Below are 26100 nucleotides of genomic sequence, written 5' to 3'. Positions count from 1 at the left end.
CCGCACGAAGAGCCTCTCCGTCGACGCCAGGTATCGCTTGCGGTTCGTAACCAACAACAAGTGCAGAAGACATGCGGCCAACCTACCGAGCCCTGCCCATACATGATCCGCCGGACAGGGCCTAGCCCGCCGGGTTCACGAATCCCAGGACGCTCTCCATGGAGCACGCCATGAGTCCTCGCGTCTGCCGCAAGGGCCGTAAGCGACCGATCCCGTTCGACTGCAAGTTGGGCACCGAACACTGAGGTGCCTGTAACCCCTTCACCCACCGGCCCAGCCCGCCCAAGAACCCTGCCGACCACGCCGTTCCCCTCGCAATGAGTAAGGCCAATTGTCAGCGCTGGAGCTGGTCCACACCTCCCTCAAGGAGATTCCCCGTGATTGCCGCACGCTTCAACCCGCTGGACATCGAGTGCCTTGTGAAGACCGCTGTGGAGCTGTGGGAGGACATCGACCCCAGCGATCTTTCCGAGCACCAGCAGGACGCCCTCAACCGCGCACGCGATCTGTTGCTCGCCGAACATACTGACCAGGAGTCTTCCCACCCCGAAGTAGTGACCTTCATCAGTCCGCGCCCGGCAGGACAGGCATGGGTGCTGCGCCGCCGGGACCGCCACGAGGACGTGGTGACACTCCATGATGATGAGGACTCCGCGCTGGCTGATCTCGCCACGTACGTGCGTGGGGTCTGGGACAACCTCGTTGGTAAGGAAGGTGTCCCCGAGCAGCCGCCCACCGACGACCGCGAGGCCGTGCGACTCTACTACGGGCCCGAGCGGGATAGCCGCCCGGATGAGGGATACAGCCTCTACGCCGAGGATATCGCCAGGCGCGGACGGACCCGCATCGTGCCGCTCGACTACCGCTTCCTTGATGAGGATGCGAGCGAGCAGGCGAATCGGGACGCCACCTTCCACCCGCAGACCGACGACAACGACCCCCCATACGTCCAGGTCGACGGCGTCCTGGTGTTTGTCTACCTCGACCACGAGGCCGGTGCCGTCCGGGTCTCCGTGCACCTCGACTCCGCAGCAGACCGGCTGGTCCGTCCCGACGGCACCGTGCCGCTGCGCGTGGATGTCGAAGACGCCGTGGTGCTGGATGACAAGGTGACCAACGTCTGGAAGCCCAGGCAGAAGGGCGGCGACGCCTGATGGACCTCACCCCGAACGACTGGCAGCGGGAGAACCTGCCGCCACTCGCCATCACCTGCCCGGACTGCGGCTCGGCGGCCGGCGAACTGTGCACGAGCCACGACGGCACCCGCGCCCGCAATTCCCAGGTGCACCGAGGACGTACTGCCGCATGGGACCAGGCCCGGATTGACGGCAACCCGGCCGTCCGCCTCGTCCTCGACGCCGTCAAGACCCGGCGGGGCATGCGCGGCAAGCACGCCGCTGAGCTGCTCGACGCCCATGGCCACACGGCCGAGGCGGAGCGGATCCGCCGCGCCGTGTCCGAGCGGAACGGGCTGCTGTCCGCCAAGCAGGCCGCCGCACTCATCCTCGACGAAGCTCGAGGGAGGGCAGACCCAGTGAGCGCCCGCGACGTACTGATCGGGATCCTCCGACAGTGGAGCGGCACGCCGCCGCCCCCCCCAGACGCCCGAAGCACTGGTGGCGGCTTCCGACGCAGAGTTGCTGCGCGAGTGGTCCGTGAAGATCCGCGAGGTCGGCACCGCGAAGGGCTGGTCGGTGTGGGCTGCAGCCTACGTGGACCCCGACGTTGAGTTCGTCGACACCGGCATGCCGTCGACCGAGACCATCGTTGCGGACCTGCGACGCCTCGATCGCGACTCGGTCCTGCGCGAGGTCGACGAGCAGTTCGCCGCGAAGAAGCTGCCCGACGAGCTGAAAGGCACACTCAACGCCGGTTCCTATGCCGAGGGAAGCCGCCCAGAGCCCGAACCGCTGGTCGTGTCGCGGTACGACGTCGCCATGGAGTCCGCCTCGGAGGAAGAGCCGGTCTTCACGGTCGCCGCGGTCACCGAGGACGGGCGGCCCGTGGCGCTGTGCTTCGACCCAGAGACGCGCCGGAAGGTCGGGGCCTGGCTCGCACCGGGCGAGATCGCCGAGCTGGAGCGGCTGCGGCTTCGACTGAGTCGAGGCCCGGCACAGAGTCAGGACCTCACCCAGCGAATCGCCGCGCTGAAGACGGCCAACGCCCAGTACCGGGCGGCAACGTTCGTTGCTCTCGCCCTGGCGCTGCGCGAGGAGCCGTCGTATGACCTGGTGACCAAGCTGGAGGACCTCGGAGAACTCGCGTTGACGGGTGAGCCGGATGAGATTGGAACGCTGGTAGAGCAGATCAGTGAACTGGCTTCGGTGGACGAAGTCGCCACTCGGCTCGGCGGAGAGTTCCCGTATACGCCGGGCCCGAACAGCCAGGACGTGCCGGAAGCCCCGGCCGCTCCCGACTTCTTCCAGCCGGAGCGCACCTATCGGCGCGGACGCTGGATGTTCCAGTGCCTCGCCGTAGCCCCCGCGCCCCACAACGGCCAGGTCCACGCGGTCGGCTACCTCGCCCGCCGAGACGGAACCGCGACCGTGCACGGAATGAGCCTCCAGAACTGGAAGCACGATGGCTGGACCGACGTCACCGAGACGGAGGCGGCGCACCCGGACGTCTTCCCCGTGGTGCACGCCGATGCGCCGTCGTGCACTACCGGCGACCCCCCGGGGGAGGACCGGTGAGCCAGCCGCACGACCCGCACGATTCTCAGCGAAGGCATCGACGGCTCCACCGTCGCGAATGCCTGCTTCCAGGAGCGCATCAGCGACGCCGTGAGCCGAGCCACCTACGACGTGAGCGACCTCGCGCCCGAGAACGAGCAGGTACGTGACGCGGCCAACCTCATCGACAGCGCCGCGCTGCACTACCTCGAGAACCCCGGCGCGATCCCGCGCCAGGCGATCAAGGCCAGCTGCGACCAGGACGTCGACGATGTCCTCGGCTGGATCCGGGACTGATCCGACCCACTAATTATTCCATCCTGAAGGAGCAGATCATCATGGGCGCGAACATGCTCACCGCCACCATCGCCTTTCCGGCCGAAAGCACCGAACCGCCGAACTTCGACCGAGGCCGTCAGCTGCTCGAAGAGATCACAGACGCCTCGCTCTTCACCTTCGACGAGCCTGAGGCTGAACTGGAGGAGCTGCTGCCGGATCTGGACGACGAGTCCGACTTCGTCGACGAGAACGGCGAAGTGCTCATCGAGTACACCCGGCGGGCCGGGCTCGTCATCATCAACAACCTCGAAAAGGCCCTCGACTCCCGTGAGACGACATTCCTCACGGTCGCCGACTACAGGCTCTACATCACCGGCGGGCCCACCAACGGCGACAACCCCACGAACGCGACCCAAGCGATCTGGGACGCCTACAAGCTGCCCGAGAGCGTGTTCCTCGCCATGGGTTTCATCCCGGACTACGAGCAGCCGCTCTCCCACGCGAACAGCCGCGGGGCCAGCACGCCCCTCACTGACACCGACGTGGTCGACGCGATCGCGCTCTGCCTGGGCACCTCGCCGCAGTGGCCCGGCACGGACACCCTCAAGCGGATCGCCGAGGCCATCGGCAAGGTGCGTGACGAACCCGGCAACGCTAAGCCCGCCGAGTACCTCAAGCGCTGGTCAGAGCGGTACAGCTTCGACCCGCTGTCGAGCAAGTTCCTCTCGGCGTACATCGACGAAGAGATCGGCAAGGCCGGCGAAGACGAGAACGAGGACTGACAGCGCTCGCACGACCCATAACCTGCAGCACTTGGTCAACCAGCTCAACCACCCCCTCGAAGAGGCCGGATACGAGCCCCCCAGGCCGCCGGTGGAGGAGTTCGGCTACCGGAAGCGACCAGGGAGCCTACCAACAAGGCACCTCCCGGCACGAGCAGGTGGTATGGGATGGCCCGGAGCTTCAGGGCGAGCCACCAGCCGGCGCCGGAGAATCCACCGAAATCGGGCCATCAGGGACGGGAAAGCCAGCGCCGGTGTGCCAGTGACCACCACCCCGACGCATGTCCGCGCCCATGACCACTCTCCACGTGACCCCGGACGCCCTGTATGCCGCAGCTGTGAAAACGGAGCAGACCGGGCCCCGCGCATATGGGTCGACCAAGGCGGCGAAACAGTCGTACCGATCCCGCCCGCCACCAACGACGACTGACGTAACAACGCACCCGCGACCGACACGGGATGCAGCACCCCAGGTTGACGACGCCAACGTGCGCGGCTGGTTCTTGCGAGGGGCTGCTCCCAATGGCTGTCCGAGACGGATTTCGACTGATCGCCCGTTGGCGACCACCACGCCCGCGTGCTGCAGGCTCCTACTGGAAGGAAGACCCTGTGATGACGCTCCCCACCCCCGGCCAGTTGCGCACGCTCATACATGACGCGCTCACCACAGCGCTGACCCGCGACACCGCCACACTGCCGGCCTCCATGCTCTACACGCCCGGCTGCCGCCCCGCGCTGTTCATCGACAGCAGCGTGGTCCGCGGCGGTCCCGGAGTCGGCAAGACGTTGTGGGCCCGGGTCCTGACCGACCCTGACCTCCGTGCGGCAGCCGCCTATGACTTGAAGATGCCGCGCCTGGAGGATACCCGGGTGATCTCCGCCCCAGGGGCCGCAGGAGACAGCGACGGCTATCCGGCCGCGCCGGAGCTGGAGGCACTGATCGGCGAAGGAATCCGCCCCGTGACGGTGTGGACCGCTGTCGCCCTGACCGCCCTGGACGTCTGCGACCTCACACACCTGCCCAGCTGGCGCGACCGCGCGCAGTGGTTGCTGCGTAACCCCGACGCCCTGCACCAGGCCGTGGCCGACCTGAACTCGCAGGGCCACACTCATCTGGTTGTCTTCGACAGCCTGGACCATCTCCACCCCAATCAGCGCATTACGGACCGCCTCGCTTCCGGAGTCCTCCAGCTCGCTGCCGACCTGGCCCGCCTCGGCCCGCGCGTGAGGGCGAAGGTCTTCCTACGCCCCGACACCCTCGACGCGGCCCTGCGGGCGCTCACGCCCAAGGCCCGACGTGCGCTGCGTACGACCGACTTGAACTGGAGCACGCCGGACCACTGGGGCCAGGTGACCGGAACGCACCTCTACGGGCTGTTCTTCCAGCTCCTGGCGAACCACCCCAGTGAAGGTGCCGCCGCCTTCCGTTCTCTGACCCCGGGCTGGAGGCTTACCCCCGACGGCCGCTTCAGCGCCCCCGAGCAACTGACCTCCGATCCCGCCGCGCAGGAACGCCTCTTCACCGTGATCGCGGACACGTACATGGGCGCGACCGCCCGCCAGGGCTCCACGTACCGGTTCTTGCTCACGTATCTCCAGGACGGCGTCGGCGGACTCAGCCCGCGCCCGTTCCTCATCGCACTGAGGCAGGCCGTGCGCCACGCCCTGGACGATCACCCCGACCACCCGCGCGCCCTTCACCACCGGGACATCCGCCGGGGCGTGCCGGAGGAAGCGCGTGCCCGCGCCGCAGAAGTCGAGAAGGCCATGCCATGGGTGCGGGCGGCACTCGCTCCGCTGGCCGGGCAGCAGCTGCCGATCGAATCCGACCAGGTCATCGCACAGTGGGACCACGCGGGCCTGCCAGACCGCCTTCGCCGTCTCGGCTCACGCACGACGGACCCGTACCCCGGCGGCATGCGGCACCTAGCCCGCTACCACGACCTCCTCGAAGAGCTCACTGCCGCTGGCGTCGTGCACCCCAGTACCGATGGGTCCTGGGACATGCCCGAGCTGTTCCGCATCGCGTACGGCCTGGGACGCCGAGGAAGCGTGAAGCCGGCCTCGGCCCCCGTCTAACCCGGCTGAGGCGCGCCCGGACTCCGGCCACGCACCGGCACCCGCACCAGCTATCGCGCTGCCCCGCCGCCGGATACCGACTAGCAGGGGTGCGCCTCCCGTCGGCTGCGACGAGTGGTCGCACAGCGTGAGCACAGGCGCTGGTTGGCTCGGTTCCTGGAGCCGAAGGCGTTGCGCTTCGAACCGCGCATCACCCGCGCCCTCAAGGCCCTCGCCGAGGCGGCCCTTCCAGCCCGTGACGCTCGGCACCCTGCGGGCTGGAAGGGCCGCCGACGTTCGAGCGGCAGCCGCGCACGGCTGACGACCCGTGAGCGACCCCCGACTACGTCCCCGGCTCCCGGCCTCCAGCAGCCCCACCGCCCCCGCAGAGCACCACGTCGGCTAGCCGGGCACCGTACCCGTGGGCCGAGTGCAAGTGCACGCACGAGCCTCCGTGCGTGGCGGGCTGGATCGACACCGTCGAGCAGGAGCCCGAGCGCGGTGCCGACAGCCGACCGTACCCGGGACAGCCAGCCCGTCACCCACCAGACGAAACGCCCTTGTCCCAACTGCCGCCCCGAGGCGGCCCAAGCCTTGGCCGACTCGATGCCCACGCGCGGCCAGCAAATTCTCGAAGCCCCGTAAACGCAAGGAGCGCTGATATGTCCTTAGCCCAACCCACCGAGACGCGCCCCCCGACCTGGCGCGAGGAACTGACCCACGACCTGGCCGACGCCACAGAGAAGACGCGGGCGGCCTGGCTGTCGCAGCGCAACGTCGTCGCCACCTACCTGCGGGCCGTCATGCCCCACTTGGAGGCGGCGTTCCACCGGGGCAGGCGCGGCCACCTGCGCGACCTGGGGACGCTCCCGCCCTCGCTGATGCACCCGCTCACCGGCCGCGAGAAGCAAGTCGTCGTCCGCGTGGCGCGCGGCATGTCCAACGCGAAGACCGGCGTGGACCTGTTCCTCTCCGAGGACACGATCAAGACCCACCTGCAGCACATCTACAAGAAGACCGGCACGCACGACCGGGCCCACGCTGTCGCCCTCCTGCTGATCCGGGGCGACATCACGGCGGCCGACGTCCTGGAGCCCCTGGATGACGACCGTTGACGCCCCTCTCCCGCATCTTTCGCCCGCAGACAGCACCGAGCGCCCGGTCCACCTCGTCGAAATCCGGCGCCCCGACGACGAGTACCCAGCCGCTGCACCGACGGGCATGTGCGGCGGCTGCCAGTTTCACAGCGCCACTGTGAACGCCTGTCCCCCGAACGGCTCGTATCCCATCGAGGCGACCACGCTCACCGACACCGCGGAGTTCCAGGACTTCTCATGGGGCCACGGGTACGAGCGCGAGATGCCGCTCGACACCCCCGCGAAGGAAGTGGCCGACGTCGTCCTTGCCACGCTCCCGGTCCAGGGGAAGCAGAGCGTGCTGGTCAGCTGAGCCCCGTACGGCAAGCCGGGGTCTCCGTTCCACGGAGGCCCCGGCTTCGTCATGCCGTCGTGCTCGCCGCCAGATCCACAACATCCCCCTGCACCTAAGAGGAAGCGCAGTACACCCGCCATGACCAAACCGACCAACCCTTACGCCCAGACTTACTCGGACTTTCTGAGCGAGACCGCCGAGCACCAGGCCCAGCAGGCTGAGACCTCTGAGACGGTGCCGGCATGAGCCACCGTCAAAACCAGGACCCAGCGATCGACGCGGAGCACGGCGGTGAGATCCACCCCGCCTTCGGCGTCGCGGTCGTGACGCGCAGGCATGAATCAGGCCGTTCGCTGTTCCAGTCCGACCTGCTCCACAACGAGACCGTCTCGCTCTCCGTCCACGAGGCCGTACGCAAGCGCGACCTTAACCACGACTGGGTCCATCCGGGCCGAGAGCTCGTGGAGATCGAGATGAGCCTCGCGCAGTGGGGCTCGCTCGTGTCCTCCATGGGGCTCGGCAGCGGCGTCCCGGTGACCATCCGGCGTACCGAGCACAACGCCTTCGTACCCGCGATCCCTCATCAGCCCCGCACCGCCGAGAACCTGCGAGAGGTTCGCGAGGTCACCGACCGGATGTACGCCCGCGTCAAGGCCGCCACGGCGGCATTGCACGAGGCGATCCACGAGAAGAAGGGAGTGAGGGCCACCAAGGAAGCACTCAACGCACTGGAGAACGCCGTCGCCGTTGCAGGCAGCAACGCCCAGTTCGCCGTCGACTCACTCGTGGAAGCCGGCGAGCAGGTCGTCGCACAGGCCCGCGCCGATATCGAGGCCCACGTCCTGGAGGTCGTCCGACTGACGGGTACCGAGCCCTCCATCGAAGCCTCGTCTTTCGATGCCCCTGCGCTGCCGGGACCCGCTACCAGCCGAGAGGAGCCCACCGATGCCTGAACTCACCGTGCCCGACGAACTGTTCGACGCCGATTTCTTCACCTCCGACGAGCACAGGCTGGCCGACCGCTTCGACTGGATCATCCAGGACGGCCAGATCGTCCACGCTCCCGTCGTCGGCTGGACCTGGGCGTGCCCCAAGTGCGGCGAGTCCGGAACCCTGCCGGAGGAACCTGTTGCTCTCTTCCACAGTGCCTCTCCACACGGGAAACAGCAGGCAGCTGACCCGTTCGACACCCTCGTGCCGCTCCTGGTCTCCGTCGTGCGCGAGTTCTCTGGCCCTGCTCCAGGAGCCGACTGAAGCACCAGCCTCGATACGGAGGGACACCAGCCATGAACGCACTCACGACCACGACGCCGTACACGGCCTGAGTTGCGCGCAGAGACCCCGCCCCGCCGCACCGGGCTCGTCCCTTCCCGACCGCGGGAGCAGGGTCCGCCTCAACTCCGGCCGATCAACCACGTTCACCGAGATCCCTCAACTGCCCGGTCTCTCCGTCGAACGCATCAATGACAGCGTGGAGGAGCCTTGATAGGGGAACAGAGGAGGCAGGAATTGCTGGACAGCCTGCCGGACGACCCGGTCAACGCCGAGCGGCCCCCGGAGTCCCTCCAGCAGAAGGCAGACCGGATCGCCTTGTCACCGGCCATCCCACCGAGGACGACATCACCCTGCCATCCCAAATGGAGCGCCTGGCCGACCAGATGGCCCGTCAGTACGACTACCGGCCCCTGGCCGAGCTCGAGCAGGAAGATCCCGAACGCGCCCAGGAACACCGGGACGCGGCCGCGCACCTGGCGCCGTGGATCCAGGAGTGCCCCCGCGCGGAACGCCGTGCCGCCTTTGGCCGCGGCTTCGACAAGGGCAAGGAACGCCAGAAGCTGAGCACTGCTGGCGACGTACGCCGTCTCCAGGATGAGGTGGCCGAACTACGGCAGGACCGTGACCCGGACGGACTGCGGGCTCGTATCCGGGACCTGGAGTACGCGCTGGATGGCTGGGACCGCCTCATGACCGGCCGGGTCATCCTGCGGCCGGACGCGCCAGCGGACTGGAAGACGCAGGCCGCGGAGTATCTGGCCAAGTTGACCGCGGTACAGCGGGAACTTGCCGTGCTGAAGGGCGTCCAGCCATCCAACGCCACCCGGAGCAGCTCGTTGTGACCGAAGGCGCCTTGTGAGCCGGCGGTGCGCGGCTGGCCCCCGTGGGGCAGTGTCGGCGCACCCCACCCAGTGAGAGGGAACTCCAGCATGCCCAACGCTGAACTCGCCCCGTATCCGGACCGCAATCGTCACTCGTCCCAGCCACTACGACACGGCCGCTTGGCTCCGCTGAACCAGCCTGCTCCGCCCGGACACTCCGCTCGGCAGCACCGGCCCCTGTCCAGGACGACCCTGTGCGTCGCCGGATACGCCGCCCACTTAACCGGCCACACCCTCGAAGTCGTCCACGGCCCGTCCGACTCCCACGGCAGCCGCGCCACCCACACCGTCGCCCACAAGCCCGGCAACCATGCCCTGCCAGTCCGGGGCGTCGCCAAGGGGGAACGGCACCTGACCGGCAACGACGTCGGACGGCTCTTCGCCTCCTGCACCGCGGCAAGCACCGTGCTTGCCGCGCTCCGCCAACTCGCGGGTGGTGCACCCCGAATCGACTGGGCGGCGATCCAGCAGTAGCCGCCCGCCCCGGCCGAGTCGGGACGGCGCGTCTTCGGGTTCGTGCACAGCAATCACCCGGACGCCGACTGGGCCTCGACCGCTCTCTGTGAGACCACCTTCCTCTTCTGGACCCCCTTCCAGACCGACGCTTCCCTTGCCGTCGGTGCCGTGCTCCCGGCAGGGAGCGAACCGTACGTCCCGACGCCGGGCACGGAGTACCCGTTCAGCGTGTCCGACATCGCCCGCACCACCGCCCACCTTCGGAGGCAGATGGAGCGCCCAGTCCGACAGTTGGGGCACGACCGGCAGGCTCTCTGGCCCGCGCGCGGCGAAGTTCACGTTCCTCGTGGACGAGGAAGGCGACCTGGTCACCGAGTTCTGGGGCTCCACCGACGACTTCTTCGAGGATACGGAGCTGCCGAAGCGGGTGCTCGACTGCGACGCGGGGGTCTACCTCGAAGGGGCCTGTGCCGGTGACGGACTGCAAGCGCCCGCCGAGCTGGCCGCCGCTTCCATCCGCGCCGTCACCGGCAACGATACGCAACCTGCCCACACAGCGCCGTAAGCCCGCGCCTCATCCACACTCGCCCCCGCTCTCGGCTCCCGCCGCCCGGGTGCTGCGTGTTGCGGGGCTTGCCCAGCCCACACGCAAGGTCGCACCTGCTCAACCCACTATGGACCTGAAGGAGACATCGTGACCGTTACCGACCCTGCATCCTCCGCGGGCGCCTACCTGCTCAACGCCCTGCAGGAAGCAGGATGGACCGCCGTCGAGGACGGCGACAGGGCCAGCGACTACGTCGAGCTTCCCTTCGGCACCGGCGGGGGAGTCATCCAGGTGACCGCCAGCGGCGCCCACGAGAGCGAACTCGCGTACCCGCCCGCAGAGCACGCCGGATGGCACGCCGTCTGCTACCCCGACGGCTACGCCGGTGACCTCCCCGGTGACGCCTTCTATCCCGCCGGGATTCCGGACCTTGCCGAGGACACCGCCCGCCTGATCACCGCGATCCGCATCGCGATCACCCGGCACACCACCCGCTGACCCGCACACGCGTCATCACCGCATCCGGTGGCCCTGTGGCGCTCACCGGCCTCGTTTGCCTGCAAGTCGACGAGGGGAACTTCTGAAATCACGACCGTCCATCCACCAAGGCCCGCGCCCCGGCTCCGCACCACGCGGCACTGGGGCGCGGGTCTCTTCTTTCTCCTAACCGCACCACCTCTCAACGGCGGGATGATCGACCATTTAATGCCCTTATTGACTCGGCGAGAACGGTCGTATGCGAGTCGATGACAAGTCATTCCCGACTGATTAGGATGAAGCTATGACTCACAACAGCAATGCTCACGACAACGGCACTCTCGGCGCCGAGCTCCCGAAGTTCTCCGTCAATGTCGTCCCGACCGACCGGCTCAGGCGCGAGGACCTCGGCACGATGCTGAACCGTTATCGCCACGGCGAGATCACGCCGCTGATCTTCGGCGACGACAACAAGCCCGAGGCCGCGATCATCCCTTTCGCCGCGTTCGTGCGCCTCATGAAGTACGACCACGCGGCCCACGTCCACGCTGAGGCTCCTTTCCAGGCCGAGCTCTCCCGCCGCATCCAGGAGCCCGATGCCTCCGGCGAGGCGGGCATGACCATCGAGGAGCTCGCCGAGAGCCTCGGCCCGCTCGGTCAGCAGTGGGCCGATGAGCATCGTGCTGCCCAGCAGGAAAAGCGTGATGAGTGAGCGTCAGCCTGCCATCCGGCTCCTGCCGACAACCGGTCTCAAACAGGACCTCCAGACGCTCCACGACGCCGCGGTGATGCACCCTCATGGACCGGAGGACCGGCTCCTGCGCGTGGCCCTCAACCAGATGGGCCGGATCCAGCAGGGCGCGCCGAGCACGCACCCGCTGGAATACATGCCCAGTTATCCCGACCTCTCTGATTGCGAGACCACGTACGTCGGCGCGGATCCGAATGCGAAGCCCTCGCACCGGATCGTCTGGCGGGAGCGCGCGCCCCAGTGCCCGGGTGAGCCCGTCACCCGCGAGATCTTCGCCCTGGGTGAACGCGCGAACGGGCAGGCCTACTACATGGCGGGCCAGCGCCTCGGTCGCCCTGTGGGCTTCACTCTCGCCGAGCTGGCCGCGCAGCGCGAGCCGATCGCGAGTCCCTCACGACCCCGAAAGCGCTCGATCAGCAGCTTCGAAACGCCATCCATGAGCGAGCCTGACCTCCAGTTCGAGTGACCTGTAATCCCGCTATTCCTGCTGGCCATTGATGGCTTCTCGTAGAAGACTTCATCGGCTGGGTGATCGAGGACCCGGGGCGGGCCTGGATCGCGCTGGCGGCCTTCGTCATCCCGCACATAGGGCTGTACTACCTGCCCTTGAGGACCGGAAGTAGGACGGGGCGTCATGTTCAGGACGATGTTCAAGCTCGTGCCATCATCGTTCTCGGTCTGATCGGCGGCGTCAGTCTGGCGGTCATCATCGGATGGGGCACCGGTTTCTTCGTCGCGATCGCGAGCACCGGCGCCGGCCTGTGGAACGACTTCATGGGCTGGATCAACTCGCCGCTGAGGTGGGAGCACCTTCTCGCCGGGGCTGGCGTGCTCATCGTCCCGGTCATTGTGCTCGTGCTGATCTTCGCTGTTGCCGACGGCTGAGCCTCTCAACTGGGCTCGTCCCACCACGAAAGAACCCCCCTGATGCCTGTGCATCACGGGGGTTCTCTTTTTCCGCTGGCTCCTTGTTGCCTACGATGCGGCCCGTAGCTCACGATCCTCAACGATGTTCTCGAACTCGTCGGCATCGATCATCCCGTAGGTCTCCGGTGATATCTCATCCTCGTTGCCCCCGAGCCGGCGGTTGAAGGTGCTCGACGCGGAGAACTTCAGCACCACGTAGTCGTCGACGCTGCTCTTGCCGAAGCGCACTTTGTGGCCCTTGTGGTCCTGTCGGTAGAAGCGGCCGAAGCTCGTGAGCACGACCGTCTCCCCGCAGATGACCGCGCCCGTGAGTTCACCGAGCAGCGACTCGTACACCTTGTTCACCACTCGGACCGGCAACCCGCTGCGAGTCGCGACCCGAGAGATGAACTCGCGCTTACTGACCCGCGGATTCGTCGTCGTCTCCATACCCACACCCTGTCCTGTCGTCCTTCATGCCGCGGTTTCACTTAGAGACCAGTCTATCGAAGAAAGCTACGAGTCGAGAAGAAGAGACATGCTCATCGAGTGCCGCTCGCTACGCTTGTCGTGACCCATTCGGCTAGAGCTCCAGATCCGGCTCGATCTCCTCCCGGCCATCCTTGGGCTCGTAGTCGACCGACTCGATGATGTTCCGCGTGTTCGGATTGCGGCGCTGGTTCACGACCTTGTCGTGGGACTCCTCGAACCGCTGCTGCGCCGCCACACGGTGGGCCGCATCGAGCTTCGCGCCGATGTTGCGCTCCCCGAACTCCATCATCGAGCCCAGCAATGATTTCGTGCCCTGCTTGATCGCGTTGACGTTCGGCTTGTTCTGCGCCCGCATCTGCTCCCATCGGCTCCTGTCCTCCGGCGTGACATAGCCGAACATCCGCGCGAAACGCGATCCGAACCTGGTCTGCTGTCCCTCAGCCTGTTCCTGGTCCATGACCCTTCCTCCTGCTCCTTGTTCGTGTTCTCGGATCGCCCTCAGGCGGGCTGGTAGTTCTCGGTATCGGCCTCAGCGTTCGGGCCGTCGTTCTGCGGGCCGGCCTCCTGCTCGGCCGACGGACCCGTAGGGCGCGCCCGCGGCTTGAGCCGCTGCTCCTCGAAGAAGGAACCCGGGTCGTCGACCGCCGTCTGCAGCGTCTGCTGCCAGTTCTCCCCGAGGCTCCGCTTCAGCTCGGCCTCAAGATCCGGGTACTTCTCGTTCACCGCCTCCATCGCGTCGACGTAAGCGTTGGAGTAGACCCGCTGCTGCTCCTCGGGCGGCAGGCCGTCGATGTCCATGCTCGCGATCATCACCTCGGACTGGTCCAGGCGGTGCTGGAGCGTGTCGGGCAGTCCGCTGGTGTCCAGGCCCTGCTTCTGTGCCGCGAAGCCGACCAGGTAGCCGAGCATGTTGCCCCCGTAGCCCTCTTGGTCGCCGCGGCCCAGCGCGTCGAGCAGCGAGGTCTTCATCGTCTCGGCGAGCTGGACCTGGTGGGCGTCCGCATCCATGGGCCGGCGCAGCGTGAACATCCCGTCCTCGGGCAGACGCTGACCCAGCTGGTCGTCGAACTCCCCGCTCCAGACCGTGCGGACCCGGTCGGAGCCTGCGATCCGCTCCTCGTGCGCGGGAGCCTTGACGATCCGGCCGTGGGCCACGCCGTTGAACATCGTGCGCAGCTCGGGCTCGTACTCCATCCGCGCGCCGATGATCATTCGCGCGCGCTGGACGACCTCCTGGCGCTCCAGACCGTCTTCGCGCATCTGCTCGTGCAGCCGCTTGCGCATCGCCCGGTAGCTGTCGCGGATCAGGCCGGCGTCCGCGCCCGGCTCACGCATCTTCCAGAAGGCGTTCTCCGTGAGCGCGACCTCGGTCATGGCTGCCGAGTCCGGGGTGAACATCTCCCGGTGGCCGCGCTCACGGTGCTGCATGGCGTCGAAGCGCTTGCGCCACTTCTTCGTCAGGTGGTCACGCGGATCGGTGCTGCCGATGAGGCGCTCGTGCCGGGCGTCGCTCGGCACGTCCTTGAAGATCCTCTGCCGGTGCGCGATGCCGCTCTCGGCAGAGGCGATCATGCCGCGGGTCCTGGTGTCGATGCGTTCCTGGATCTTGTCCTTGAAGGGCTGGAGGTAGCTGTCCATCTGCGTCTTGAAGTCCGGGGCAAGCATCCGCATCGTCATCACCATGCCGACGGCCTGGATGATCGAGTTAGCATTCACCCCGCGCGAAAGCGGCTTGAGACACGACTGCACCATCATCTGCATGTAGACGTGGTGCATGACGCCGAGCTCCTGCGTCCGTTCCTCGTCGTTGAAGCCGGGCACCAGCAGCTTCGAGTCACGCAGCGAGGCCATGTACTTCTCGCCGGCCAGCCGCGTCTCCGCCCGGAGCTTGAGCAGCTGCTCGCGCTGGTCCAGGCCCTCGGTCTCGTCCCCGGCCCGGTCGACGTCGATCCCGTGCACGCGCTCGCGGTCGGCCATCCGATCCTGTGTCTTCGCGCCGAAGAAACCGCGGGCGCGGACCCGGAGCCGCTCGCGCCAGGCGCGCGAACCGTCTGCGTCCTCCGGTCCCGGCTCGTCGATCACCTCGGCGTCGATCGGCTCGTTCGAGCGCGAGTCCCAGTAGGCATACGCGGTGCCCTGAGGCTCGTTCGCCTGCTGCCGATCGTCGTCAACGGGAAGCTTTTTGGTCGCTCGCGGGCGGCCCGCAGGGCCCGTTCCCGGTTCCTTGTGCTGTGCCATCTCAGTACCCCATCCCGTAGTCATCGTCGCCCTGCGGCTGATCGATTTCGATGCTCGGCGTGTAGACCGGGCGCGACGTGCCCACGCCCACGGCATGCACAGAACGGCGGTGCGAGTTGCGGGTACGGGAGGCCCCCGCGTCGTGAGAGATCACGTCGTGCTTGACCACCGAGTCGTCGACGGCGATCGCTGCGCTGTCCTGGCCCTGCGCCTCGGTGGAGCCCAGCTGATCGAGCTGCCGGGACATCTCCGCCCGGGCCTTCCGGGTCCCCGAGGACGCGAACTGCTCGTTCTTCTCGCCGTCGTAGACGCTCTCGCGGTTCTTGGCCGCCTGCACGAGCGCCTCGAAGCCACCGCCGTAGGCCATCCGGTCCATCACGGTGCCGGCCAGCGACGGATCCTCTTCGAGGTTGCGGATGAGCCCGGTTTTCGGGTCCTCCAGCGAACTGGCCACGCGGGCCACGTAGTCCGGGTTGACCGTGACGCCGAAGCCCTCCTTGGACTCGTAGAACTCGATGAACTGCTTCTCCCACTCCTCGGCCGTGGCCTGGACGGGCTCACCGTCGAGGAATGCCGTGCGCCACTGACCGGGGCCGACGTGTTCGATGCTGCGGCCCCTCCAGAGCTCGCGGCCGGGGCCCTGGAGCATCGCGTACTTGTGCCGGGCCTCGGCGGCGTCGTGCTTGGCCTGCAGGATCGACTGGGTCACCGGGTAGGTGACCTCCAGGACGGCCTTGAGGTCCTCGCCGCGCAGCGCGCGCACGGCACGCTGGCTGAACGAGCCGCCCAGGCCGGTGCCGTGAGCCTTGATCGCCGTGGCGAACATCGAGGCTTCCTGGTCGGCCTGCGTGATGCCGGGCGTGCCCTGCGCATCGCCCAGGTTCCGGGCGTAGTCGGTGAGCTTCTTCTCGCTGCCCTTGGCACCGGTCTCGACGCAGACCTCGCGCACGCTCTGCAGGTGCGCCTCGCGGTCCGAGAACGTCAGTGCCGCGCCGAACTCGCCACGCTGCGCCTGGCGGTACAGCGCGCTCAACTCCTCCGTCACGACCTGCTGGGCGAGCTTGATGTCCTCAGGCGACTCCGCGCCCGTGAGCGCTTGCAGCCGGAGCCGGTTCGCCTCGCTGCGCGAACTCTCCAGTTCCTCAGCCAGAGCAGTGTCCTTGGAGAGCGCGACCTGGGTGTCCAGCGAGACCTGCATGGCCAGCGGGTGCGAGCCGTCGCCCTTGACCACGCCGGTGTCCAGCAGGTTGGCCGGCACCGAGAGCTTCGCCAGGGCTTCCCCCTTGGCGGCCTCGCTGTGCAGCTTCACCACGGCGACCGCGTCGCCGTCGAAGTCGCCGTCGAAGCAGGCGTCCATCACCGGGTTGATCGCGGCACCGGTGAGCCGGTCGTCGATCGCGACCCGCATGTAACGCACGCCGGCGTCACGGAGCACCGGGTCACGCCACACCAGCGCGTGGTCACCCTCGGCCAGCCCCAGCTGCTCGGCCTTGACCGAGCTCAGCGCAACCTGGTCGACGTCCAGCCGCGGGTCCGCAGTCCACACCATCGTCGCCGAGTCGGTCAGCCGCGAGGCCATCAGCCCGGTCTTGAAGATGTTATTCTTGCCCGTGAACACCCGGTTCTGCACGTTGGTCGTGATCGCCTCGAAGGCGCGCTGAGCGCGCGAGACCGACTCGCTCATGCCGCGACGCACCTCGGCACGCTTCTCCGCGGACAGACCCTGGCCGTCCAGATGCTCGGCCATGTAGCGGTAGCGGCAGGCCTCCACGAAGACGTCCTGGTAACTGCGGGTGTAGTCGTGCGTGACAGAGGACCCGTCCTCGAACTCCTGGCCACTGCGCAGATGCGAGGACATCACCGGCAGCTTCCACGAGCTCGCGCTCACCGTCTCGGTCTGCTCACCGGTCGGATACATGAGCGGGAACGGGATCTCCATGTCGCCGCCGCGGTCGCCGATGAGACCGCCGAAGGACTTGCGCATCGCCGTGGTGTTCAGCCCCGGGAGCTGGCCCTCCTTGCGCGGCTGAGTGCGCAGCAGCTCGGGCATCGGGATGAACCGGCGCTCGGGGCGCTCGTCGAGGCCCTCGGCCTGGCCGACCACCCGCAGCGTGCCGTCAGCCTCCATATCCATGCCGGTCACCAGCAGGTACTCACGCAGGTTCGACTCGGCCCCGCTGTTGTGGCCGTAGAACTCGCGCATGATCGCCGGGCAGTCCTGAGACTGCAGCGCCCAGGCCAGCTGCGAGGACGCTTTGCGGCCCTTGCCAGCACGCACCTGCTCGTCGTCGTAGATCTTCGTCTTCTCGTCCACCGCCATGTGCGTGACGACAAAGCGCATCTCGCCGAGAACGCCGCGCTTGTACTCGCCGTCAGGGGAGAACAAGCCCGCCACCCGTCCGTTCATCAGCTCGCGCGCCGAGCCGGCGTTGCGCCGGGAAATGAGACTGAACGGGCTCATGACTACGTCGAGATCTGCATTGGCTCGGAACCAGGCCACCTCCTGCTCGATGCCTTTCTCGCGTGCCGCGTTCGGCCGCATCTCCCGGTCGACTACCAGCGAGATCACGCCCTTGTTGCCGTGCAGGTCGCTGATCTTGTCGCCGACGACCAGGTCGCGCAGATGTCCGCCGGCACCGCGGATTTGATGCTCAGATGCGAACTCGGCGCTGACCACGATCGGGTCGTCGGCCGTCCAGCCGCCGAAGGACATCAGCGCCGTACCCGTGGGATGGGTGACCTCCGAGGACTGCATGATCGTCGAGGCCGTCATCTGCTGGCGGTCGAACGGGTCGTACCGCAGCGTCTCGAGCTCGGGGAGAGTCATGAGCGGCGCACGCTGTCCGGCCACGCTCCCGTCGCCCGGCACGATCCGGCCGACGGCGTCGACCTGGGCCTGAGTGGTCAGGTACCGCACGATGCCCTGGTTGGTCGCGCCTCCGGTCATCACCGGGTCGAAGTAGCCGCTGGGCGCAGCGGCGTTGTTCCGGTCCTTGCCGGTGAGCACCGTCATGTTCCGCCCGCCGGTGAGCCGCCAGGCGTCGAAACGGTTGTCGTCAGCCGGGTCAGTTCGGTCGCGCTGGGCCCGGTACTCGGCGTAGATCGTCGAGCCGGCCTTGATGTCGTTGGAGTAGCGCACACGGCGCGCCTCGGTCTGCAGGATCGCGGCCGTCCACTCGTCCAGGTGCTCCTTGGTTTCGCCGCTGGACTCGTCGACGTGGTACGTGGTGGCGCGCTCGATGAAGTCGATCGGGTGCTTCGTGCCGTACAGCTGCGAGTAGACCGTATTGAGCGAGGAGGGCTCGCCGGTCTCGCTGCGCCCGGCGATGAGGTCACCGGCGATCTGGTACTGGATGCGCTCGTGCATGAGCTGCTCGTAGCCGCGCAGGCGCGTGCGTTCCTCGACCGAGGCCGGAGCCTCGCCCGGAGTCTGGGCCGTGATCGTGGCCTCGTAGCCCGGCACGATCAGAGCGTTCTCCCCGCTGGCGAAGGCGGTGGTGATCTCGCCGTACTCGCCGACGTCGAAGACCTGGCCGATCTCACCCGAGATCGGAACCCCCTTGCCGTCACGGCGCAGCTTCTCGCCGTTCCAGCGGATGACGCCCTGCTCGTCGACCAGGATCTCGGAGACCGTGGCCGCGTTGCGCTCGATGCTCTCGCGCACGGTGGCCCCGATGCGCCGCATGAACGCAGATTCGTGATCGGCGATCGGCACGGAGCGCTCGGCGTTGAAGCGGACGAGCCGGTCCTTGAACCGGGTCGTCTGGAAAGTCGAGCCCATCATCTCGTCGGGGGAGATCCCGCAACGGCGCAGCGCCGAGGCGAGGTTGTCGAGGTTCGACCACTGCCCGGTGGGGCTGGTCATGTACCGCGCCACCCGGTCCGGGTTGAAGCGCTGATCGACCCACTCGCCGTCGACGTCGTGAGGCTCCGCCTCCCAGGTCCCGATGAGCTCGAAGGGGACGTCCTCGGCGTGCTGCCGGACCTTCTCGACAGCGGTGCCGCCGTAGACGAGGTTGCCCATCTCGGGCACCTCCTCGGCCTGCAACTCGCCGATCTCTTCCAGCCGGTCCTGGTACATCTCGTCGGTCGCACCCGGGCGCAGCAGATCGCTGTGCGCGCCAGTGAGCACGTCCCAGTAGGAGCGCTGGATCGCAGCGACCTCAGAGTCAGCCGAGTACTCCGGCGGCTCGATCGCATCCAGATGTCCGCCCGTTCGCTCTAGCTCGGCCTCCGCGCGGGCAATCAGGTCTTCGACGCCAAGAACTGCCTGCAGATTCTCCCGCGCGCTCTCGACGGCGGCCTTCGCGTAGGCCTCAGCGGGCTTGGCGTCGACGAAGAAGGTCGGCAGGGAGCGGTTCTTCGCGTCCCGGCGCAGCATCACCTTCGCCCCGGGCCGGGGACCGGATTCGCCGGGGGCCGCGTAGTCGCCGACCACGAACATCGACTCCCGGTCGACATGGTAGCTGTCGGGCACCTCCACCACCGTGCGGCCACGGCCGCGCTCCTGGTGCGTCGTGCCGGTCTCGCCGGCGGCGTGCCCCGGCAGATCGCTGCGCTCGATGCGGTGGCCCTGGGCGAAGCGCAGCAGATGAACGGCCTCCGCCGGTGAGGGGGAGTAGACCGCCATGCCGCCGGGGACCCGGTAGTTCGTCGAGTAGCGCAGCACGGTGCCGTTGTCATAGATCCGGGCTCCGGCGTACTCCTCCTGGCGCGTGTCGGTGAGACGGATCTCCATGCCGGTCCCGGCGATCTTCGCCTTGATCTGCCCCGGCTCGCGGTCGCGCATCACCTTGTAGGACACGCCCTGGGCCTTCAGCTCTTCGAGCAGTGCTGCCGAGCGTGCCACGGCGCGCCGGGACATGAAGCGGTTGCGGTCGACACGGTTCATCTGGGGATCCCGGCCGCCGTCGATGACCCACTCGCGGACCTGGTCGTACTCCTGCTGGCTCATCTTGTCCATCAGCGCGGTGAGTCCAGCGGCGTCATCGTTCGTCATCGCTCGGCCGGCCTCGAACGGCTTGCCCTCGTCGTCGATGCGCCAGAGCACCATGTTTCCGCGCCGGGGATCGGCCAGGGTCTCCACCTCGCCGCCGGCCACGCGTCCGATCGTCTCGTCCGGCAGGTATACCAGCGCGGTCCCGGCGCGCTTCACGGTCGCGCGTTCGGACCAGCCGGGGTCATAGGGGCTGATCGGCAGCCGGGCCGACTTCGGGTCGGCCGGGGCACCGACGCCGGTGGCACGGGTGAACTCCCGCTGCGACTGCTGGTAGCGCTCGTTCTGCGGGGAATGGTCACCGAACTGCGGCTCGTAGTCGGACACCTTCTCCGCGAACGCCTGGTCGATGACGGTGAGGCAGTCCGTGACGCCCAGCCGCGGGTCGGCCAGCGCGGTGCCACGCTGGCCCAGGATCTCGTCGACCCGGGCGCGGATCACCTTGGCCTGGGAGACCGGAATGACCTGTCCGGTCTGCTCCCGGGCCTGCTCGACTGCCTTGTAGTAGACGTACTCGTAGAAGTACCTGCGCAGTCCGTGCGCCTTCTTCATGGCTAGTCAGCCTCCTGTGGAAGCTCGGGATTACATAAGTACACATAGAGGCTACCTTGCTTATTGAAAGGGAGTGAGAAGTCATTAGGAAAGACCAGTGCCGAGGTCGCCTCTCTTAGTCGAGAGACGACCTCGGCACTGGTCGTGATCCTTGGCTGGCCCCAGGTGGCTGCCGGCTACTTCGCGTTCATCTCGATGGCCATGGCCCGGTCGAACCGGCCGTCGGCCAGCACCTCCCAGCTCGGCAGTAAGGCCAGGTACTGGTAGAAGGCCGCGTGGACCTTCACCGTCGCCAGCGACTTCAGGTCCTCCTCGGTGACGTCCCCCTCCGCGAACAACCGCGAGTCCTCTTCGTTCACATGGCCGTTGATCCGGCGGGCCGCATGGGCGTACGCGTCCGAGCGGATCTGGCTGATGTACGTCTGAGACCCGTCGGCGCTGCGCAGCTCGCCGTCGCTGCCGACCGAGAAGTGCTCGCGATCCTGTTCCAACTCGGTCTGCGCCGACTTGTAGGCCTCACCGATCTCGATGTCCAGGCTCTTGACCTTCGCCGAGCCGTCGGGGTTGACCAGCATCTCCTTGCTGATCGTCCCCTCGGCGTAGAGCAGACGCTGGCGCTCGAAGCTGACCGCCTGACTCTCGGCGACCGCAACCCCGACCTCGACGTTCTCGATGAACTGGTCCTCGTCGAACATGCTCATCCCCTCGTACGCGTCGGGGTCGACGACCACCGGAGCGTTGGGGTCCTGGCCCTCGTCGACCGTGGTCATCGTCGTGATGACCTCCATGACCTCGTCGGCGTAGACATCGGGATCCAGGCGCTCGATGTCGACCTCCTGGTAGCCGTAGATCTCCTTGTACTGCGCCTTCGCGTCTGCGGCCTTGACTGCCTGCCGCATGCGCTTCTCCAGCATCTTCACGAAGTCCGGCTGGTTCATCCGCACGTCGAAGTCCATGGCACTGGACAGCGTCGGGATCGTCTGCAGCGAGTACGTGTGCCCCGGGTGCTTGATCGTGTTGCCCAGCAGCCGGAACGACATCGGCAGGATTGTCTGGTTGCGGTTCCAGATCGGCGCGTCGCCGGCTCGGAAGACGATCGAGTTGCGCGGCGAGAGGAATGCCATGTCGTTGTAGCTGATCAGCGGCTCTTCCTTGGTGTTCATCGTGTAGGAGACCCGGCCCTCGGTCTTGCCGCCGATGACCTTGTCGAGATCCTGGCTGATCTGCTTGCTGTCACGGTACGACCGGTGCGTCTTGCCGCTCATCTTCTCCAGCGTCTCGATCATCGAATCATCCGTGGACTTCAAGAAGACGATGTTCGAGGTGTTGTGCGTTGGGATGAAGTCGTCGGTGAGGTAGAGATGCCGCTCGTCGGCGACCTGGATGCACTGCACCTCCTCGTCTCGCACGTATTCGACGCTGACGACACGGTTGAATCCGCGTGTACGGTCGCGCCAGCGCTCCGTCTTGCGTGAGAGCAGGAAGGGGTTGATCTCGGGCAGCCGGATGTTCTGCACGCGGTAGGCGTCCCTGGCCTCCTTCGGCCCCGGCTGGTTCGGCGAGGTGTACTTGACGTTCGTCTTGACGTTGATCGCCACACGACCGCCCAAGGAGCGCACGAGCTTCTGGACGTCCTCAGCCAGCTCGCGGCTCGCGGAGGTGAACTCCATCTCGCCCTTGCGGCTGATCGTGCCGTCGGTGTCCATGAGACCGCGCAGCAGGTCGGTCCGCTGCTGCACCGAACCGAACAGGTAAGCCGCCGGGATCGACTTCTCCCACGAGCGCTTACCCGCGATGCCGAGCTCGCGCAGGTGCTTGCTGACTCCAAGGACGCTGTACGTCGAGCAGTGTCCGTCCTTGACCTTGTACTCCGAGACCGTATGTCCGCGACGACGAATCTCCTCCACGATCTCCTCGTCATTGCACGAGAGCAAGGAGAAACCAGCCTTGCCGATATGCCCGTCCCCGATGAGAGCACCCAGAACGTATGGGGCGATCGGAAGATCGGCCTCCGGGTATGCCACCGGCATGATTCGAGGCAGGTCGACCTGACGACCCTTGTCGACGCGCGACTTCAGCTCGTCGGTGGTGACGATCTCGGTGACACGCTCGGCGGTCTTGCCGTCATTGCCGCCGACGTACGCCCTCGTGCCGTCCTCGCTCTTCCCTGCCAGATACTTCACGCTGGACTTCCAGCGCTCAATCGGCCACAGATGCTCGTTGCACGACTCGGCCGAAGAGCCGTCACGCAGGGTGAACCGGTAGACCGGGCGAACACCTCGCGGATAGACCCCCGTCACCGTGGTGACCGTGCCGAACGGCGTGAGCACCTCGTCGCCGACCTTGATGTCGCCCATGCGCTTCCATCCAGTAGGGACGGCGATGAGAGAGTGAAGCGGGGCAGCATTGCCCTGCACGATCTTGTCGACGCTCTCGCCGTAGACGTCGCGCAGCTGCTGCAGCGTCTGCAGGATGAGCGTGAACTGCTGCTCCTGGCCCAGGCCGATGGAGAGCATCGTCTCGAAGCCGTCGATGCCTTTGCCCTCGGACTGGAGGTTGCCGAGTTCGTCGAGCATGAACCGCGTGCGGTAGAGCGGCTTCTGGTTCGACTTCGTCATGTACGCCTGGTCGGCGCTCACGTCGAACAGCTGCTTGACCAGGATCAGGATCAGCTTCGCGTACTTCATCAGGTGAGGTGGAGTCACCAGGAACAGCGCCTTCGGGGACTCCGAGTAGCGCGACAGCGTCTGCGTGATCGCCCGTGCCTGGTATGAGACCTTCTCCGGGTTGCCGACGCCGGAGAAGTCGAGTCGCGTGTCCGGGTAGAGCGTGTCCCCGGGCTGGAAGGACAGGATCTTCCCGTCCCGGGTGCCGCCCTCACGCACCGGCTTCAGCTCACGCATCACGCCGTTCTTCACGATCTTATTGCCCGTCACCGGCTCGACCACGTAGTGCCGGCCGTTGAGCGAGACCTGGTAGTTCTTCGTGAAGCTGAAGTAGAAGGTGCGCACCAGCATCTTCGTCTGCGGGTTGACCAGCTCCAGCTTGAGCCAGGCCTCGTCGCCGGGGAACTTGCCCTTGAAGTTGTACCGGGCCCAACCCTCGCGGCCGACGATCTCCTCGTGCTCGAAGTCCTCACCCAGGTTCTCGGTGAACATCGGGTCCACGTAGGCCGACCACACGGCTTGCTGACCGACGAGGTGGTCGCGCTTGACGTAGTTCGGCGCGAAGCGCACGCCGAGGCGACGCGGGAAGCTCAGGCCGGCCAGGTCGGTGTTCTGCGAGGGCTTGCCCGAGGTCAGCGTCGAGATCGTGGGGTCGGTGAAGAACGACATGGCGGTGATCGCGATTCCGTACACCGAGGCCAGCATCTTCTCCGCCCCGGCCATCGAGCGCAGCGCATTGTGGGCGTTGCCCACCAGCGTGCGCATGTTGTTGCGGGGCAGCTCCTCGCTCGCGTTGAAGTACAGGCTGAGCATGTCCTGATCGGCCTTGCCCTCCCACATGAAGGCCTGGGCCGCAGCCTTCTCCTGCTCCTCGGCCAGGGCGTCCTCGTTGTTCTCAAACTCGCCGGCCTTGACCCGCTTCTCCAGCTCGGCCTCAGGGTTCTTGATCTTCTTCGAGCTCATCTGCACGAAGAGCTGGTAGCAGTTGTAGAGCGTGGCCTTGCCCCAGAGGTCATCGAGCTTCTGCTCCAGCAGCGCCGGGTCCATATTCAGCACGGCTGCGGCGCTGCGCAGCTCCCGCTCCTCCTCCAGATAGAAGTCGATGAGTCCGTAGGCCGCGCGCTTGAAGGCGTTGTTGGCGGCGTTGGGCCAGACCGGGTCCTCGCCGCCGTCGAGCGGAAAGAAGATCCCGGCGATGTTCTCCACGTACAGCGCGCACTTGGTGAAGTTGCCCTCACGCGCCGCGTCGGCCGCCAGTCCCAGGGGGTTGTAGATGTCGGTCTTCATGGAGTTGATCAGGTTGAACTGCACCGGCTCGAACCCGCGTGTGACCAGGGGCACGTAGTTCTTCACCAACAACTCGCCCTTGGGGTCGTTGATGACCATGTTCGAGGGCTTCTTCTCCCGCGACCACATGTCGATGATCGGCTCGATGTACGTCTGGCCCTTACCGGCGCGGGTGATGGCTAGCACCATGGTGTTCACCGGCGCGGTATCGACCACATACGCCCCGGCCGGGCGCTGGACCTCGTACGCCGGGAACTCCCAGTCCTTCTTGATCAGGTCAGCGACGGTCTTGTACGTGTCCGATCCGAAGCCGAGCTTGTCCCGGTCCTTGCCGTCAGGGTTGTACGGGATCCGTGCCGTGTCGTACTTCTGTCGCAGCGTCTTGTCATCGGGGAGCCCAGATGCCTCGAACAGCTCGTCGCCGAAGCCTTCGTCGATGATCGGCAGGGTCTGCGTCAGCGGATCGCCCTCGTCGTCGTCCATGACCTCGCCGGCGTAGTAGACGAGGTTCCCCTCCTCATCGACGACGTCCTTCGTGGCGCGCTGGGCGACCTCAACGGTGCCCAGGCCCTTCTTCTTGAGCATCATGTGGCTGAGCATCGAGCTGACCTGCACGCTCGAGTGAGCACCGGCGTCGGGGAACCAGTCGTAGTTCTGCTGGATCTCTTCCGGCAGGGAGATGTGCTGGTCGTTCTGGTACTGGTTGATGTCGCTCGTGGTGTTCATCAGGTTCGCCGCGGCGACCTTTCGCGAGAACCACGTACCGATGATGAGGGCGACCATCAGACCCGAGCCGAGCGTGATGAAGAGCTTGCCCCCCGAGACGTCGGCCAGCTGCCCGCCGACCGTCGTCGCGCTCTTCTTGGGCTCAGCCGGCTTCTCGGCGCTGGGCTTGCCGTCCTTCGCCGCGGTGTACCAGCTGGGGACCGGAACAGCCTCAGTGCTGGTGTAGCACTTCGCTTTCACGTCCGGGTTGCCGTCCTTGGTCAGCGGCCGGTAACACGTCACGACCGAGCCGCCCGCACCCGTCGTGGTGTCCTGGACGTAGTATGCGCTCGGCTCGCCGCTGCGGGGCGCACCCGAACCCACGGACGTGCCCGCCGACAGCACCGCCGCGGCGATGAGCGAGTACAAGACCCAGGCGACGATCGCCGCCAGCACACCGGCAATCACCGCGGCGACGATGCCCGGTCTGGTCGACCTCAGGGTCCCGAATGTGCTGCGGTCCAGCTGCTGGCTGTCGTAGACGTCTCGGTTCGTCAGCGTCTCGCCCGGCGTCCGCGCCGAAATCTTGTCCCAGCTGCTCGCCTTCGGCCGCGTTGCCTTCCGCCTGTTCGTGGCCATCGTGATCCCT

The 26100-nt window shown here is 66.9% G+C and carries 22 protein-coding genes; 17 read left to right on the top strand and 5 right to left on the bottom strand.

Annotated elements, in window-relative coordinates:
• Positions 1-377: 377 nt before the first annotated feature.
• From IG78_RS41575 to IG78_RS0101860, 17 genes are all read left to right on the top strand, one after another.
• The gene (locus IG78_RS41575) at positions 378-1154 is read left to right on the top strand and encodes a hypothetical protein (RefSeq protein ID WP_037684702.1); all 777 of its coding nucleotides are present in this window, start codon (positions 378-380) and stop codon (positions 1152-1154) included.
• Positions 1154-1729, top strand: a complete 576-nt coding sequence (locus IG78_RS50000) for a zinc finger domain-containing protein (RefSeq protein ID WP_169749659.1) — start codon at positions 1154-1156, stop codon at positions 1727-1729. Before IG78_RS41575 ends, IG78_RS50000 begins: the two co-directional genes overlap by 1 nt.
• Positions 1656-2693, top strand: coding sequence for a hypothetical protein (locus tag IG78_RS0101940; RefSeq protein ID WP_157855738.1), 1038 nt, complete (start codon positions 1656-1658; stop codon positions 2691-2693). The genes IG78_RS50000 and IG78_RS0101940 overlap by 74 nt, the downstream gene beginning before the upstream one ends.
• A 90-nt stretch (positions 2694-2783) precedes the next feature.
• Positions 2784-2969 (top strand): hypothetical protein, encoded by a 186-nt coding sequence (locus IG78_RS0101935; RefSeq protein ID WP_030559215.1) that lies wholly within the window; start codon positions 2784-2786, stop codon positions 2967-2969.
• Between the two features lie 41 nt (positions 2970-3010).
• Positions 3011-3733: a hypothetical protein gene (locus IG78_RS0101930; RefSeq protein WP_030559214.1), complete on the top strand. Its 723-nt coding sequence runs from the start codon at positions 3011-3013 to the stop codon at positions 3731-3733.
• Between the two features lie 612 nt (positions 3734-4345).
• On the top strand, positions 4346-5812 hold the full coding sequence (locus IG78_RS0101925) for a hypothetical protein (RefSeq protein ID WP_030559212.1): 1467 nt from the start codon (positions 4346-4348) through the stop codon (positions 5810-5812).
• 641 nt (positions 5813-6453) lie between these two features.
• Positions 6454-6906 (top strand): helix-turn-helix domain-containing protein, encoded by a 453-nt coding sequence (locus IG78_RS0101920; protein ID WP_030559211.1) that lies wholly within the window; start codon positions 6454-6456, stop codon positions 6904-6906.
• A complete protein-coding gene (locus tag IG78_RS0101915) occupies positions 6893-7240 on the top strand; it encodes a hypothetical protein (protein ID WP_030559210.1) in 348 nt (115 codons plus the stop codon). Before IG78_RS0101920 ends, IG78_RS0101915 begins: the two co-directional genes overlap by 14 nt.
• A gap of 224 nt (positions 7241-7464) precedes the next feature.
• Positions 7465-8175 (top strand): hypothetical protein, encoded by a 711-nt coding sequence (locus tag IG78_RS0101905; RefSeq protein ID WP_051852281.1) that lies wholly within the window; start codon positions 7465-7467, stop codon positions 8173-8175.
• Entirely contained in the window at positions 8168-8476 is a 309-nt protein-coding gene (locus IG78_RS0101900; RefSeq protein WP_030559207.1) for a hypothetical protein, read from the top strand. The genes IG78_RS0101905 and IG78_RS0101900 overlap by 8 nt, the downstream gene beginning before the upstream one ends.
• Before the next feature lie 383 nt (positions 8477-8859).
• Positions 8860-9339, top strand: coding sequence for a hypothetical protein (locus IG78_RS0101895; RefSeq protein ID WP_030559206.1), 480 nt, complete (start codon positions 8860-8862; stop codon positions 9337-9339).
• A gap of 87 nt (positions 9340-9426) precedes the next feature.
• Positions 9427-9852 carry a hypothetical protein gene (locus IG78_RS0101890; protein WP_157855737.1) on the top strand — a complete coding sequence of 142 codons (426 nt, stop codon included), beginning with the start codon at positions 9427-9429 and terminating at the stop codon, positions 9850-9852.
• Between the two features lie 328 nt (positions 9853-10180).
• The gene (locus IG78_RS0101880) at positions 10181-10399 is read left to right on the top strand and encodes a hypothetical protein (protein WP_030559202.1); all 219 of its coding nucleotides are present in this window, start codon (positions 10181-10183) and stop codon (positions 10397-10399) included.
• A 129-nt stretch (positions 10400-10528) separates the two neighbouring features.
• Complete coding sequence (locus IG78_RS0101875) at positions 10529-10879, top strand: hypothetical protein (protein WP_030559201.1); 351 nt, start codon at positions 10529-10531, stop codon at positions 10877-10879.
• Positions 10880-11162: 283 nt separating this feature from the next.
• Entirely contained in the window at positions 11163-11570 is a 408-nt protein-coding gene (locus IG78_RS0101870; protein WP_030559199.1) for a hypothetical protein, read from the top strand.
• On the top strand, positions 11530-12075 hold the full coding sequence (locus IG78_RS0101865; RefSeq protein ID WP_157855736.1) for a hypothetical protein: 546 nt from the start codon (positions 11530-11532) through the stop codon (positions 12073-12075). Before IG78_RS0101870 ends, IG78_RS0101865 begins: the two co-directional genes overlap by 41 nt.
• Positions 12076-12137: 62 nt before the next feature.
• Entirely contained in the window at positions 12138-12494 is a 357-nt protein-coding gene (locus IG78_RS0101860) for a hypothetical protein (RefSeq protein WP_030559197.1), read from the top strand.
• Between the two features lie 90 nt (positions 12495-12584).
• Here IG78_RS0101860 and IG78_RS0101855 read toward each other — a convergent pair whose 3' ends face one another.
• The 5 genes from IG78_RS0101855 to IG78_RS49995 all read right to left on the bottom strand — a co-directional run bounded on the left by IG78_RS0101855 (position 12585) and on the right by IG78_RS49995 (position 25919).
• Positions 12585-12965 carry an HU family DNA-binding protein gene (locus IG78_RS0101855; protein ID WP_030559196.1) on the bottom strand — a complete coding sequence of 127 codons (381 nt, stop codon included), beginning with the start codon at positions 12963-12965 and terminating at the stop codon, positions 12585-12587.
• A gap of 133 nt (positions 12966-13098) precedes the next feature.
• Positions 13099-13464: a hypothetical protein gene (locus tag IG78_RS0101850; RefSeq protein WP_030559194.1), complete on the bottom strand. Its 366-nt coding sequence runs from the start codon at positions 13462-13464 to the stop codon at positions 13099-13101.
• A 41-nt stretch (positions 13465-13505) separates the two neighbouring features.
• Entirely contained in the window at positions 13506-15245 is a 1740-nt protein-coding gene (locus IG78_RS0101845) for a hypothetical protein (protein ID WP_030559193.1), read from the bottom strand.
• A 1-nt stretch (position 15246) separates the two neighbouring features.
• Positions 15247-20793 (bottom strand): hypothetical protein, encoded by a 5547-nt coding sequence (locus tag IG78_RS0101840; protein ID WP_030559192.1) that lies wholly within the window; start codon positions 20791-20793, stop codon positions 15247-15249.
• Positions 20794-20969: 176 nt separating this feature from the next.
• Positions 20970-25919, bottom strand: coding sequence for a type IV secretory system conjugative DNA transfer family protein (locus IG78_RS49995; protein WP_225881902.1), 4950 nt, complete (start codon positions 25917-25919; stop codon positions 20970-20972).
• Between the last annotated feature and the right edge of the window lie 181 nt (positions 25920-26100).

It is taken from the genome of Streptomyces aureocirculatus (assembly GCF_000720475.1).
Lineage (GTDB): Bacteria > Actinomycetota > Actinomycetes > Streptomycetales > Streptomycetaceae > Streptomyces > Streptomyces aureocirculatus.
This window is presented reverse-complemented; position numbering and strand designations above follow the sequence as displayed.

Bases quoted from the DNA above. Each gene is read 5' to 3' on its own strand.
- IG78_RS50000 (WP_169749659.1), top strand. From the start codon at position 1,154: ATGGACCTCACCCCGAACGACTGGCAGCGGGAGAACCTGCCGCCACTC.
- IG78_RS0101930 (WP_030559214.1), top strand. From the start codon at position 3,011: ATGGGCGCGAACATGCTCACCGCCACCATCGCCTTTCCGGCCGAAAGC.
- IG78_RS0101925 (WP_030559212.1), top strand. From the start codon at position 4,346: ATGACGCTCCCCACCCCCGGCCAGTTGCGCACGCTCATACATGACGCG.
- IG78_RS0101920 (WP_030559211.1), top strand. From the start codon at position 6,454: ATGTCCTTAGCCCAACCCACCGAGACGCGCCCCCCGACCTGGCGCGAG.
- IG78_RS0101915 (WP_030559210.1), top strand. From the start codon at position 6,893: ATGACGACCGTTGACGCCCCTCTCCCGCATCTTTCGCCCGCAGACAGC.
- IG78_RS0101905 (WP_051852281.1), top strand. From the start codon at position 7,465: ATGAGCCACCGTCAAAACCAGGACCCAGCGATCGACGCGGAGCACGGC.
- IG78_RS0101900 (WP_030559207.1), top strand. From the start codon at position 8,168: ATGCCTGAACTCACCGTGCCCGACGAACTGTTCGACGCCGATTTCTTC.
- IG78_RS0101895 (WP_030559206.1), top strand. From the start codon at position 8,860: ATGGAGCGCCTGGCCGACCAGATGGCCCGTCAGTACGACTACCGGCCC.
- IG78_RS0101890 (WP_157855737.1), top strand. From the start codon at position 9,427: ATGCCCAACGCTGAACTCGCCCCGTATCCGGACCGCAATCGTCACTCG.
- IG78_RS0101870 (WP_030559199.1), top strand. From the start codon at position 11,163: ATGACTCACAACAGCAATGCTCACGACAACGGCACTCTCGGCGCCGAG.
- IG78_RS0101865 (WP_157855736.1), top strand. From the start codon at position 11,530: ATGAGCATCGTGCTGCCCAGCAGGAAAAGCGTGATGAGTGAGCGTCAG.
- IG78_RS0101855 (WP_030559196.1), bottom strand. From the start codon at position 12,965: ATGGAGACGACGACGAATCCGCGGGTCAGTAAGCGCGAGTTCATCTCT.
- IG78_RS0101850 (WP_030559194.1), bottom strand. From the start codon at position 13,464: ATGGACCAGGAACAGGCTGAGGGACAGCAGACCAGGTTCGGATCGCGT.
- IG78_RS0101845 (WP_030559193.1), bottom strand. From the start codon at position 15,245: ATGGCACAGCACAAGGAACCGGGAACGGGCCCTGCGGGCCGCCCGCGA.
- IG78_RS0101840 (WP_030559192.1), bottom strand. From the start codon at position 20,793: ATGAAGAAGGCGCACGGACTGCGCAGGTACTTCTACGAGTACGTCTAC.